The following is a 13,712-nucleotide window of genomic DNA, read 5'->3' as shown; positions in this document are numbered from 1 at the left end:
CCGCCGTTTCGGTGTCGTCAAGCCGCTCTTCGGGCGCGCTTGGTTCGTCTGCACTGCTGGAAGTCATAGTCGTTGATTATGCCATCTCACATAGTGAAACGCAAAATGCGTCCGGGCGGGTTGCGAGGTAAACGCGAGCGAACCCGTTTGATATGGTCCACGCCATATCTCATATACCGGCCGCGCCAAGTTGCGACCGTCCCGCGAACCATAGGCTGTATACCACGAGAAACGCGCGAGGACAAGACCCCGCGGGAAAAAATTAGGAGGAATTCCGAATGGGAACGACACTGGCCGAAAAGGTCTGGGCCGATCATTTGGTGCGCAAGGGCAGCGATGGGGCACCCGACCTGCTGTACATCGACCTGATGCTCATGCACGAGGTCACCAGCCCGCAGGCGTTCGAGGGTCTGCGACTCGCAGGACGCAAGCCGCGCCATGTCGATCAGCTCATCGCCACCGAGGATCACAACACGCCGACCGTCGACATCGACCGTCCGAACCCCGACAAGACGAGCGCGCTGCAGCTGAGCACGCTGGAGAAGAACTGCAAGGAGTTCGGCGTGCGCCTGCACCCGCTGGGCGATGCCGACCAGGGCATCGTCCACGCGTTCGCGCCGATCCTGGGCCTGACCCAGCCGGGCATGACGATCGTGTGCGGAGACTCGCACACCTCTACGCACGGCGCGTTCGGCGCGCTCGCGTTCGGCATCGGCACGTCCGAGGTCGAGCACGTGATGGCGACGCAGACGCTGTCGCTCAAGCCGTTCAAGACCATGGCGATCAACGTCAACGGCGAACTGCCGGCCGACGCGACCGCCAAGGACGTCATCCTCGCGATCATCGCGAAGATCGGCACCGGCGGCGGCCAGGGCCACGTCATCGAATACCGCGGCGAGGCGATCCGCAAGATGAGCATGGACGAGCGCATGACCGTGTGCAACATGTCCATCGAGGCCGGCGCGCGAGCCGGCATGATCGCGCCCGACGAGACGACGTTCGAGTACCTGAAGGGCCGTCCGCACGCGCCGGAAGGCGAGATGTGGGATCGCGCGGTCGAGTACTGGAAGACGCTGAAGACCGACGACGACGCGGTGTTCGACAAGGTCGTGGACATCGACGCGACCAAGCTCGGACCCTACGTGACGTGGGGCACCAACCCCGGCCAGGGCCTGCCGATCACGGCGAACGTGCCGGTGCCGAGCGAGATCGCGGACGCGACCAAGCGCGCCGCCGCCGAACGCGCGCTCAAGTACATGGACTTGGAGCCGGGCACACCGATCAAGAGCATCCCGGTCGACACCGTGTTCATCGGCTCGTGCACGAACGGCCGCATCGACGACCTGCGCGCCGCCGCGGCGATCATGAAGGGCCATCACAAGGCCAAGTCGATCCACCGCGTGCTCGTCGTGCCGGCCTCGTCCCGCGTGCGACTGCAGGCCGAAAAGGAAGGACTCGACAAGATCTTCAAGGACTTCGGCGCGGAATGGCGCAACGCCGGTTGCTCGATGTGCCTCGGCATGAACCCCGACAAGCTCGTGCCCGACGAGCGTTCGATCTCGACGTCGAACCGCAACTTCGAAGGCCGACAGGGCAAGGGCTCGCGCACGCACCTCGCCTCGCCGCAGGTCGCCGCCGCCACCGCTATCCGCGGCACGATCTCCTCGCCGGCCGACCTGTAACGCATTCCATTCCGCCTTGGCCCCTCTGATGAGGGGGCGTCACCGTCAGGTGACCGGGGAAGAGAACAAGCTTGCCTGTTAGACCCTCTCAGGAGGGCACCAGAAAGAGAAAACGTATGGAAAAACTCACCACTTTGACCGGCGTGGGCGTGCCGCTTCGCCGCTCCAACGTCGACACCGACCAGATCATCCCGGCCGTGTTTCTGAAGCGCGTCACCAAGACCGGTTTCGACGACGCGCTGTTCTACGCGTGGCGCCGCAACCCGGACTTCGTGCTCAACAAGCCCGAGTATGCGAAGGGCCAGATCCTCGTCGCCGGCCCCGACTTCGGCATCGGCTCCTCGCGTGAGCACGCCGTGTGGGCGCTGCACGACTACGGCTTCCGCGTGGTCATCGCGCCGCGCTTCGCCGACATCTTCTACGGCAACACCGCGAAGAACGGCGTGCTCGCGGCGATCATGCCGCAGGAGTCCGTCGAGCTGCTGTGGAAGCTGCTCGAAGAGGAACCGGGCCGTACGATGACCGTTTCGCTTGAGGACCGCACCGTGACCTGCGGCGACGTGACCCTGCCGTTCGAGGTCAACGACTACGTGCGCTGGCGTCTGATGAACGGCTACGACGACATCGACCTCACGCTCCAGCACGAGGACGACATCGCCGCCTACGAGAAGATGCGCGCCGAGAAGTTCCCGTTCAAGCCCAAGACCATCCCGGCCAAGCACCTGCCGGAAGAGCCGATCGCCTCCGCCCGCGAACCCGAAGCGGTTCCCGGTGAGGAATGGGCCGGCCCGATCGCTGACCGCGACTAGCGCCTTCCCACTCCGCCATGATGATGTTCCTAGGGTTGTATCGCAAAAACCGGTTTTTGCGATACAACCCTAGGAACATCAGAAGCGGACTCCGCCCTATGTCTCTCTAAAACAGTATTCCGCGACACATTCCTAGGAAAGTCTCGCGCGGGCATGCATGTAATGGACCGAGACCAACGCAAAGCAGACATCTTGCGTTGGTTTGCGCACGGTAGAAGACTGCCAGCCGCCCATGGTGATATCAGGTCGTGCACTACGATGGAACGAATGATGATCCATCGGAAGGGGCACTGATATATGGGCTGGCATGCGTCGGTTTACGGCTCCCGCTCGGGCTCGGACAGCTATCGCAGCTACGACTCCGGCGATGACGACTACGGCCCCGCATACGGCGCATACGACGGATCCGACGACGACTATGACGTCTACGGCGAACCGGTCCGCCGCCGCTTCGGATCCGTCGGAACAGCCGCCGCAGCCCGCGCCATGCCGCTCGTCAGCGACGCCGTCCTGCGTCGCCGCGGCGGCAAATCCTACTTCCGCGCCCACGAGGTCCTCACCTCGAACCGCATGCACGGATTCTCCTGCGCGCAAACCGACGACGGCCTCCACCTGACCGCGCTCGTCACCGCCGCCGACCGCTACGCCGACGACTACCAGGTCTCCGCTGACATCAACGCCGGCGACATCGTCGCATCGCACTGCACCTGCCCTGCATACGGACGGTTCTACAACATCTGCAAACACGTCGTCGCGCTCGTCATGGCCTATGACGAGCATCGCGACCGGTTCCAGCGCATCGACGGCGCGCCGGGAACCGGCATCGCCCAACCGTCCCGCCCCTCCCGCCGCACCTCGCGCGAACTGGCCACCTTCATGCGCCAGCGCGACGCGGCCATGCAGGCCACGGCGAAAAACCGCCAGCTCGACCTGCTCAAGGAAATCGGCAGCATCGCCGACGCGGGCGGCACCAGTGCGGGCGGCCGGACCGGCGCCGTCCGCCACATGCCCATCGGCAGCGTATCCCTCCGACTCACCCTGGAAACGCACGATGCGACCGGCTGCGTCATCAAACTGCGCATCCAGGTGCCGTCGCGCAACATCTCGTACGTCGTCAAGGACATTCCCGGCCTGCTCGACGCGGTCGCCAACCAGGAATTCGTCTCATACGGCAAGAAACTCGCGTTCATCCACACCCGCGACGCGTTCGACCGGCGCTCGCAGGACATTCTCGGCATCATCGGGCGCGCGCAGACCATCCGCGGCTCGATCGGCAGCGATCCATACGAAAGCTTCCGCAAGACCGACGCGTCCGGCATGCGGCTGTCGGACGGCGAGATCGCCGATCTGCTCGACGTGATCGTCGGCACGGATGAGACGATCGACTATGCGCCGTCCGCGCGGTACTACATGCCATCCATGCCGGCGCGCGTCGTGGACGGCACGCCCGATCTTGGCCTGTCGATGGAACGCGCGGACGGTAGTGGAACGTCGGAGGATGGCGGCGGGACCGTGGAGGACGCGCGGTCCGGCGAAGGCGACGTCAGTCAAAGCGGTTATTTTCTGCGGCACACGCAGTGCGTGGAACGGTTCATCGTCGGTCAGCGGGCGACGTATCTGATCGTGCGGCCGCTGTCGCAGGCGGTGCTCGACGCGGACACGACGGTCGCCGGCGGTCATGGCACGGCCGGCAACGATGCCACGGCCGGAACCGAGGCCGGATCGAAGCACGGTGGAAGTACGCCGTCCGGCATCGGCGGACCGTTCGTGAACGGATTTCCCGACGGCATTGCCAGCGGTGGCGACGTGGTGGACTGGCTGCGGGCCAACGCCGTACGCGCGCAATCGTCCGCGAAACCGGCCACGATCTACCGCTGCGATGCCGGACTCGCCGGCAACCGCGAGCTGCTGGAACTGCTGTGCGGCGACGACGAACGTGCGTCGCTGTATCTCGGCGCGGCCGACGTGGCGATGTTTGCGCGCACGATGTTGCCGCTGTTGACCGGAGCCGGCAGCCAGAGTGACGCCAGTCGGTCCGGTGCCGATTCGAAGTCCGGATCCTCCGACGATCCCGCAGTGCCGACGTCGACGATCGACGACGACACCAACCGTGCGCCCGGCGGCCTGCGCATCGACCTGCCGCCCGAACTGCTGCGGCTCGTGCGCGTGCCATGCCGCATCGCGATCTACCTCGACCGCGACCTCGCCGGCATCACCTGCGACGTGCAGGCGCGCTACGGCGCCAAGCGATACCACGTCTTCGACGGCATCGGCAACACGCCCGACGACCGTCTGCGCGACAAGGACGCGGAACGGCTCGCCGTGGAGGCCGTGCTCCATTATTTCCCGCGACCGTCCGGAGCGGTCGCATTCCTGTCCGACAAGGACGACGAGGCCGTCTACCGGCTGCTCACCGAAGGACTGCCGGTCCTGCGCGGCCTCGGTGACGTGTACGCCACGCCCGCGTTCGACGGTCTGACCGCCATGCCGCGGCCCACCATCAAGGTCGGCCTGTCCGTCAAATCCGGACTGGTGGAAATCTCGCCGATCGCCGACGAAATCGACCCCGACGACGTGGCCGCGCTGCTCGCCGGCTACCGCAAACGCAAGCGGTTCCACCGGCTGCGCAATGGCGCGTTCGTCGACATGCGCACGGTCGACACGTCCGCCGTGGACGAGATCGCCGCGGATCTGGGACTGCGCGCCGCCGACCTCGAATCCGGCGCGCTCGCCGTCCCCGCGTTCGAGGCGTACTATCTCGACCGTCAGGTCGACGACGCCGGCAAGGACGCGAGTTTCCGCGCGTATCTGGACGATCTGCGCGTGATTGATCCGGCCCGTTATCACGTGCCCGACTCGCTGGCCGACGTGCTGCGCCCGTATCAGGCCGAAGGATTCCGCTGGCTCAACGCGGTGTGCGACAAGGGATTCGGCGGCATCCTCGCCGACGAGATGGGCCTGGGCAAAACCGTGCAGCTGCTGGCGTTCCTGCTGTCTCGGCGCGACGAGGCGCGCGCCGCCGGACGGTCGAGCCTGATCGTGTGCCCGGCGTCGCTGGTGTACAACTGGGCGGCCGAAGCGGCCAAATTCGCGCCCGGACTGCGCGTCGAAACGGTCGCCGGTACCAAGGCGGCCCGCCGCGCGATCCTCGACGGGCTGCGCGTGCGGGCGGGTGAGGCTGGGGTCGGCAACGTGCCCGACCTCATCATCACCTCGTACGATCTGCTGCGCCGCGACATCGACGACTATGCGGGGATCGGGTTCTTCTGCATGGCGCTCGACGAGGCGCAATACATCAAGAACGCGGCCACCAAGGCGTCGAAGGCCGTGCGCGCGATCGCGGCCGACCATCGGTTCGCGCTCACCGGCACGCCGATCGAAAACCGACTGAGCGAACTGTGGAGCATCTTCGACTTCCTCATGCCCGGCATCCTCGGCAGCTACGCGCACTTCCGCGACCGGTTCGAAATGCCGATCCTCAGCGGCGACGACGCGGTGCAGGCCAAGCTGCAGGCGTTCGTCGGCCCGTTCATCCTGCGCCGGCTCAAGTCGCAGGTGCTCAAGGACCTGCCCGACAAGATCGAGAACGTCATCACCGTGCAGCTCGCCGGCGAACAGCGCAAACTGTACGCCGCGCTCGAACAGCAGCTGCGGTCCGCGATCCTCAAGCAGAAGCCGGCCGATTTCAACACCGGCAAGATCCAGATCCTCGCGCAGCTGACCCGGTTGCGGCAGGTGTGCTGCGATCCGCGACTGCTGTACGACAATGCGGGAAGCGGTACGGGCGGGACAGGCGCTCCCGGCGGCGTGCCGGATGTCGGTTCGGGCGTCGGATCGGCGGCCAAACCGGGTACGGGCAAAACGGCGGGCAAGTCGGCCGCCAAACCGTCCGCCAAACCGGGCAAGATCAGCTCCGCCAAGCTCGACGCGATCGCCGAACTCGTCGACTCGTGCCGCGACGCCGGCCGCAAGATGCTGATCTTCTCGCAGTTCACCAGCTATCTCGATCTGATCGCCGAACGGCTGCGCGCGAACGGCGTCGCTTACGACACGATCACCGGTGCGACGCCGAAAAAGCGGCGTCTCGAGCTGGTCGACCAGTTCAACAACGACGAGACGCCCGTGTTCCTCATCTCGCTCAAGGCCGGAAACACCGGACTGAACCTGACCGGCGCGTGCGTGGTCGTGCACGCCGACCCGTGGTGGAACGCGGCCGCGCAGAACCAGGCCACCGATCGCGCGCACCGCATCGGGCAGACGCAGGACGTGAACGTGTACCAGATCGTCGCCAAGGACACGATCGAGGAGCGCATTCTCAACCTGCAGCGGTCGAAAACCGATCTGGCGGAACGGTTCGTGGACGCCGCGTCGTCGTCCACCGGCCGCTCCGTCGCGGCCCTGACCAAGGACGACCTGCTCGCGCTGCTCGGGTAGCGGACGTAACCCTCGTAACCCCGTAACGGGCATGCGGCCGAAAAGGACGGGCTCGTCGGCCGCATGCCCGGGATGGGGATGAGGTCGGCGGTCACCGTCCCCCTTCGGCGACCGTGTCCGGGAGTCTGGGATGTCAGGCGGATTCGAGCCAGGCGGCGAGATGGTCGCCGTCGGACCGACGGATGAACCGGAACCGCAGCTCGTCGGCGTCATTGGTGACGAACAGGGGCATCACCAGGGTTTCGATGCCGCGTGAGGCTCGCCATAACGCCGTTTCGCGGATCACCGCCTGCACGCGCGAACGACGGGTGACCAGCGTGAACCGCGTCAGCCCACGAGCGCCGGTCACCGTGATGCGATGGGGAAGCGTCCCGCCATCCGCTGTGTCGTCCATCAGCGCATAACCCTCGGTCCGCGAACGCAGCCATCGACTGGCCGTCCACCATGCGCAGAGCGCGAACGGCACCGCCGGAATCATCCACGGCAGACAATCATCCGTCCAACCCTGCACCGTCACGACCATGACCGCCGCGACCGTCGCGACCGCGCCAAGCACGGACGGCAGCGTCACGTAATACCGCGTCAGCCCGCGTCCCGTGCGTCGTATCGGCAGATCGTCACGCACATCCCACTCCGGCAGTATCGCGCGCAGCAGCGCGACCACCCGCCGCGCACTGACGACCGGCAGAATGTTCGCCGAATCGCTGCCGTCGTTCGCGTCGTCGTCGCCGACCGCCGAGCTCAATCCGAGACTCACCGAACACAGATGGAACGGCCGACGCAGCAGCGATTGCCGGATCGTGATCGTCTGGATACGGCTGACCGGCAGCGTCATCGTGCGGCGCGTGAACAGGCCGCGCACGACCACGAGATCGTCGTTGCGCCGCCATACTTCGAAACCGTAGAACCGCAGCAGCGCCGAGACGATGCTCACGATCATGAGCGCGATCATGCAGCCCAACGCGAGCAGCATGATCGACAGCACGCCGTGCGCGACGATCGCGCTGACCGATTGCGTGGCCGTGCGCATCCATGCGCGCGGAATGAGATCGCCGACCTTGTCGAAGGCCGCGTAGACCGCGAGCGCCGCGGCGAGGAAGCCGAGGTCGGTGACCGCGAACAGGAGGATGTCGCGCATGGAGGCGCGGAACACCGGATGATCGGCGTCGGAAGACGTTGGTGCTGGTGCTGGTGCTGGTGTTGGTGTTGGTTCTGGTGCCGGTGCTGTGGTGCGCGTGGCGGCCGCATCGGTTGCGGGTGTTGCGGATGACGCGGACGACGCGGACGACGCGGCGCGTGAGACGGAAGCGTCGGCGCTGTCGTGCACTCCGCAACGGTCGTCGTCGGCGTGCACGGCGTGACTGGCCGACCGCAGCGATTCGAGTTCGAGCCGCAACGCGACCGGCACCGCGTCGAGCGTGATATCGGCGTCCGATCCGGCGGCCGTGATCGTCAGCCGTACCACGCCGAACGGCTGGAAATACACCGGGGACGCGATGTCGATCGCGTGGATCGTCGCATAGCCGATCGTGCGGCGCTTGCGGGAGAACAGTCCGGTGCGGAACTCCAGCGAATCCGCGCCCAGCCGGTAGCCCGTCGTCGTCCATTCCGTGACCGCCGGCACGACGGTGAGCGCGAGGATGAGCGCAACCGCGCCGATGAGGATCCACGACGACCATCCGTTGCGGATGATGCGGTAGCCGACGATGGCAAGGAGGATGCCGATCGTCGATTTGAGCGAGTCGATCACACCGACGATCAGCGCGGCCGGATGCAGCCTGCGCCAGCTGGCGTGGCCATGGGCGTCGTCCGTCACAGGTCCTCCTTCGCTGCGGCGACGCGGTCGGCGATCAGCGCCGTCATGCGTTCCGCCTCGGCCGAATCCAACGAGGCGATCTCGTGTTCGCCGGCAGCCGTGTGGATCATGATCGTCGTCAGACCGAACCTGCGCAGCAACGGCCCCTGCTTCGTGTCCACGTGCTGCACGCGGTTGTACGGGACCGTGACGGTCGAGCGGAACAGCCATCCCGTGCGTATGCGCAGGAACCGGTCGCCGATCATGAACCGGTGGAACGCGTACTTGTATCGCGTCTGCAACGGCTGCGACGCGAAATCCAGCACATTGACCGCGGCGAGCAGGCCGATGACGATCGGCTGCCAGCGCCACCAGCCGTTCAACCGGCAGATCACGGCTGCGGCGACGCACACCGCGAGCCAGAAGACGAACCGCAGCGCCTCGTCTGTCAGCCACATGCGCCGGATACGTTCGGGATACGGCTGCCATGCGACGTGGTGGTGGATTGTCGCATTGGTCGGGGCGGTTGGGTTGTTCGAGTCTGCGGCGATGGTTGATTCGGCCGTAGTGGTTGATTCGGCCGGATCGACCGTCTCGACCGGCTCGGCGTGAGACGTATCGGTCTGCGGATCGTTCATTGATTTCCCCTTCGTCGGTGTACGTATCACTGTACGCGACAGGACGCGTTGCCGCGCTGGCCGTTCCTGGTCGGCGTCTGCGGGTGCAGTCGCGAATCGTTCGGCGTTCGGCCGGGCGTGGGCGATGGGCGCGCGTCGGCCGGGCGTGGGCTGGCGGGGAGATGCGGTTTGTCGGACGTCGGTCTACCGGTTCGCGGGCGACGGGTCTAGACTGGGGTCATGAGCGATAACAACGCAACGCCGCAGGTCCCGTTCGGCAACGATCCGCAACCCGGCAGCAATCCGTCCTCCGATCCCCAATTCGATTCCTCCTCTTCCGGTTATGGCCAGCCGGACTATGGCCAGTCCTCTCTCGGCCACGACGCGGGTTATGGTCAGCCGGCGTATGCGCAGGGGGCGCAGTCTCCGGCCGGTCCGTCGGCGCCTGAAACGAATCAGTCCGCCAATCCGTTCCAGCCGCAGCAGTCGTATGGTGACGCGCCGCAGTCATACGGCGAACAGTCCTACGGCCAGCAGTACGGCCAGCCGGCAGGTGTCCCGTATGCGCAGCAGCCGGCGTACGGCGAGGCTCAGCAGTCGCAGTCCTACGGCGCGCAGTACGCGCAGCAGCCGTCGGATCCCGGCACGGCGGGCGCCGGTGAGGCGACGGGCGCGGGATATGCGTCCTCCCAGCCGGTGCCGGGCGGTGCGCAGTACGGTCAGCAGTATGGTCAGCCAGCGGGCAGTCCTTATACGCAGGAGGGGTACGGGTACGGCCAGCCGCAGCCCGGCGCGGGACAGCCCGGACAGCCGTATCCGCCGCAGGGCGCGTCGTACTATTACAACATCCCGTACGTGACGTCGGTGAACGAGCGTTGGAACACGCTGTGCATCGTCGGATTCGTGCTGTCGTTCCTGTTCCCGCTGGTCGGCCTGGTGCTGTCGATCATCGCGCTGATGCAGATCAACAAGAACGGCGGCAAGAGCCGGAACATGGCGGTCGCGGGCATCGTGATCGGCGCGGTGTTCACGCTGATCGGCATCCTGTTCGCCGTGTTCCTGGCGTGGGCGTGGAACACGACGCTCAAGTCATACGACTACAGCTACACCGATTACGGGGCTGACAGCGCGGCATCGTGCGACGTGACCATCAACGGCGAATGCATGAGCTTCGGAGATCTCGGTCAGTGGGGGATCGATCCGGATGATCTGGGTGGCTCTGACGGGTCGGACGGTCTTGACGATCTTGACGACGGTCTTGGTGACGATCTTGATGGTCTTGACGGGTCGCAGGATCAGCTTGACGGCATTGATGGAGCGGATGATCAGAACGAAGTAACCATTGATGCCGGCGGCAACGTTGTTCGGCCAGTCGGCGACACGCCGATGAAGGGCGTTTTCGGCGGTTATGAGGTCGAATTCGTGGCCTGAACGAGGTTTGAACGGGAAAATCGCGGCGATTGGGCTCAGAGGATGGTGATATCCTCTGAGCCCAATGTTTTCAACGGTTTTGGGCTGTTTTTCGATGTGATTCCAAAGCGCGACACGCCGAGAGTTGCACTCCTGCCGGATATCTGTAATATATCTACTCGTTGCTTCGAAACAACGAAAACAACACGGCCCCGTAGCTCAGTTGGTTAGAGCGCCGCCCTGTCACGGCGGAGGTCACCGGTTCAAGTCCGGCCGGGGTCGCTTGAATAGCTAAGAAACCCGGTTCGCCGGGTTTTTTCAACTGTTCACTGGCTCTGTAGCTCAGTTGGTAGAGCGAACGACTGAAAATCGTTAGGTCAGCGGATCGATGCCGCTCGGAGCCACCACCAAAACCCCGCAAGCTTCGGTTTGCGGGGTTTCTTCGTTTTCGGACTGGATTGACACGGCGCCTTGGGGCGGTTCGGTGTTCGGGTTAAGTAAAGAAAAGTGTGTCTTATTCTGGGGGTTCCGTCGCATTTGCGGGTCGGGGCAGGATTCTCTGGTATGTGCCTCTATTCGGCGCCATGCCTATCGCGTGGTGGGTGTGCTGGTGTGCGTTGATGTGCCACGGTAGCGGATTTTGGGTGTTTTTGGGCTACCGTGGCAAGTGCCGCGATGGTGGGGAAATGCCGTCATTTTGAGGAATGGCGGAATTCCGCGGTTTTGCGAAGATATGCATTGTCCCGGTTCGCGCGTTAATCGATTGCCGTCGTTGCCGTGGCAAACGAGCGTGCCACGGCAACGATTTTCCGCTGATTTTTCCCTACCGTGGCACAAAAGAAGTGCGGCAACTCCGTGAAACCCGGCGGGGATGCTCCGGCCGGAACTCTGTCTTGGCTAGGACGCACGGAACGGGGCCACCGCCACGCACGGCCTCTCGGCGGCGGCCTTGGAATGGGCGTCATGCGCGCGGAGGAATGAGAGAAAAGGACTACCGACGGTCGGGCGCGAAAGTGTCCTTGAGCATGGCGACGCCGTCGATGGCCGCGCTGATGTGCGGGTCCTGCCCGCCGGTCTCCAGCTCCGGCGCGTTCGGCGGCAGGATGATTCGCGCGCGGATGCCGTTCACCTCAAGCATGCACGGCCGCATGCGCAGATCGACGTGGGATTTGGCGGCTGTCCGTCTCATGAACCGCTGCGATATCCGTAATGCGCGCGGCGTGGGTTTCGCGTATGAGGCCATCCGGTATTTGCCGAACCAGCCGGTATTTAGCCCGTCATACCCGCGTTCGCTCCAATACAGCAGGTACGAGTGCGTGCGTGTGGTCGGATTGAACCAGAGCAGATAGACTTCGTTGGGACAGATCTGATAGTGGGTGAAATAGCTCAGGTCGTCGGTGTTGAACGGGTCGTGCATGATGATCGGCGTGGACAGGGAGAGCCGTTGGATGGGGATCGTGTTCTCGTACGCCTGTTGGATCATGCGCCCGGTGATCACGAAGCCTTCGGAGGTCGGCAGCTTGCGCTGTCGCAGGTCCTCATATATATCCTCCAGCAGCATGACGAACGAGAAGATCAGCGCGGTGCCGATCAGCACGTATGCCGTACTGGCCTCATCGAGTGTCCATATGGTCGACATGATCAGAAGCGATGCGGCCAATGCGGCCGTGATGCATACCCAGCGGATCACCGCGCGGTCATGGCGGCGCAGTTCTGGCGTCGGATCATACGTTTGCGCGACGATCGGCCATTGCGTATCCGGCGTTGGATAGGGCTGTTCGGGCCACACCGATTGCGGTCGTGCCTGATATTGCCCGTATTGCGTGCGCGTCGGCTGCGGATATGTTGGCATGCTCATGATTTCCCCATTTGCGAGTTCCCCGGCAACGGTTCCATCCTAGACCGCGCGGGGTGGTGAATCATGAAACGGTTCACAAGGTGTGCGGGGCGTTGTGAACCGGTCGGGTTCGAGCTTGGTGGGGCCGGGATGAGCTGGGTGGGAGTGTAGTTTCTCCGTGTGCTGCCGGTGCTGGATTGTGGATGAGTGTGATGGGTGAAGCGGGGACGGCGGGTGCGATACTCCGCCTTTGGGGCCTGTGCGTGCCACGGTAGAGGTTTTCGGACGATTTCGGGGTACTGTGGCGAGCGATGTGATGATGGGGAAATACGATCGATACGAGAACGGCGGAATTCCGGGCTTTTGTGAGGACGTGTGTTGTCTTGGTTCATGCGTTAAGCGCTTGCCGTCGTTACCGTGGCGAGCGCGTGTGCCACGGTAACGATTTTTCGCCGATTATCTTCTACCGTGGCACGAAAACTCGCCACGGTAGCGACGGCAAACGATCAACGCGTCTACCGTGGCACGATGGCGCGTCAGCAAATGACGGAACCTCGTCAAAACCCGAATGACCTCATCGGCACGGGAATAACGGAGTCGCCCCAAGCACCTTGACCGCTGTTCCGGAGAACGACGGCCGATGAATCGAGCGGTGAATGCGGATGGCTGACGCGTCTGGCGTGGCCGCGAACATCGAAACCCACTAGGCGGGGAGGCAGATGGTCAGTTGGTGGAGCCACTTGCCATTTGCGGGCGAATGTGTATAATTGCACAAGTCGCATCAAGCGGCACAGCGCGGATGTAGCTCAATGGTAGAGCCTCAGTCTTCCAAACTGATTACGCGGGTTCGATTCCCGTCATCCGCTCCACTTCGGAACCGGCGCGCTGACGCCGGTTTTTTGTTATCCGCGCGAAGATGCGGGGATTCTCGGAGCGTGGATGGTGCGGGATCGGATCGCTGCGCGCCACACCCGTGACCAAACTGTGGATAGACACGCCGGACGTGGATGTCCGTATTGCCGACGAATTCGTGGGGATATGTTCGGCTTGATTCCGCCATGTCGAGGATGATAGGGGATTGTCATGCACCCTACGGGGGTGTATGCACTGTGAGTACGGGGGCATTAG

The 13,712-nt window shown here is 64.3% G+C and carries 7 protein-coding genes and 3 tRNA genes; 7 read left to right on the top strand and 3 right to left on the bottom strand.

The features are described 5' to 3' along the window. The first annotated feature begins 278 nt into the window (after positions 1-278). The 3 genes from leuC to GFD25_RS05535 all read left to right on the top strand — a co-directional run bounded on the left by leuC (position 279) and on the right by GFD25_RS05535 (position 6,925). Complete coding sequence (gene leuC / locus GFD25_RS05545) at positions 279-1,682, top strand: 3-isopropylmalate dehydratase large subunit (RefSeq protein WP_163230759.1); 1,404 nt, start codon at positions 279-281, stop codon at positions 1,680-1,682. Between the two features lie 116 nt (positions 1,683-1,798). Then, on the top strand, positions 1,799-2,491 hold the full coding sequence (leuD, locus tag GFD25_RS05540) for a 3-isopropylmalate dehydratase small subunit (protein WP_163230757.1): 693 nt from the start codon (positions 1,799-1,801) through the stop codon (positions 2,489-2,491). Between the two features lie 297 nt (positions 2,492-2,788). Then, positions 2,789-6,925 carry a DEAD/DEAH box helicase gene (locus GFD25_RS05535; RefSeq protein WP_163230755.1) on the top strand — a complete coding sequence of 1,379 codons (4,137 nt, stop codon included), beginning with the start codon at positions 2,789-2,791 and terminating at the stop codon, positions 6,923-6,925. Between the two features lie 133 nt (positions 6,926-7,058). On the opposite strand, the gene GFD25_RS05530 is transcribed toward GFD25_RS05535, so the two are convergent. Together GFD25_RS05530 and GFD25_RS05525 are read right to left on the bottom strand one after the other, a co-directional pair. Next, a complete protein-coding gene (locus GFD25_RS05530) occupies positions 7,059-8,741 on the bottom strand; it encodes a PH domain-containing protein (protein ID WP_163230753.1) in 1,683 nt (560 codons plus the stop codon). Further along, positions 8,738-9,358: a PH domain-containing protein gene (locus tag GFD25_RS05525; RefSeq protein ID WP_163230751.1), complete on the bottom strand. Its 621-nt coding sequence runs from the start codon at positions 9,356-9,358 to the stop codon at positions 8,738-8,740. Before GFD25_RS05525 ends, GFD25_RS05530 begins: the two co-directional genes overlap by 4 nt. A gap of 219 nt (positions 9,359-9,577) precedes the next feature. On the opposite strand from GFD25_RS05525, the gene GFD25_RS12535 reads away from it, so the two are divergent. From GFD25_RS12535 to GFD25_RS05510, 3 genes are all read left to right on the top strand, one after another. Continuing rightward, positions 9,578-10,768 carry a DUF4190 domain-containing protein gene (locus GFD25_RS12535; RefSeq protein ID WP_204314786.1) on the top strand — a complete coding sequence of 397 codons (1,191 nt, stop codon included), beginning with the start codon at positions 9,578-9,580 and terminating at the stop codon, positions 10,766-10,768. A gap of 187 nt (positions 10,769-10,955) precedes the next feature. After that, positions 10,956-11,029: transfer RNA gene (locus GFD25_RS05515), tRNA-Asp, on the top strand. A gap of 49 nt (positions 11,030-11,078) precedes the next feature. Further along, positions 11,079-11,154: transfer RNA gene (locus tag GFD25_RS05510), tRNA-Phe, on the top strand. A 584-nt stretch (positions 11,155-11,738) separates the two neighbouring features. Here the strand turns inward: GFD25_RS05510 and GFD25_RS05505 are convergent. Continuing rightward, positions 11,739-12,605, bottom strand: a complete 867-nt coding sequence (locus GFD25_RS05505; RefSeq protein WP_163230749.1) for an MraY family glycosyltransferase — start codon at positions 12,603-12,605, stop codon at positions 11,739-11,741. 774 nt (positions 12,606-13,379) lie between these two features. Here GFD25_RS05505 and GFD25_RS05500 point away from each other — a divergent pair. After that, a tRNA-Gly gene (locus tag GFD25_RS05500) sits at positions 13,380-13,453 on the top strand. Positions 13,454-13,712 lie beyond the last annotated feature (259 nt).

Origin of the sequence: Bifidobacterium aerophilum (assembly GCF_010667685.1) — a bacterium.
Taxonomy (GTDB): domain Bacteria; phylum Actinomycetota; class Actinomycetes; order Actinomycetales; family Bifidobacteriaceae; genus Bifidobacterium; species Bifidobacterium aerophilum.
The sequence above is the reverse complement of the archived record's forward strand: the minus strand, read 5'-3'. Positions and strand labels throughout refer to the sequence as shown.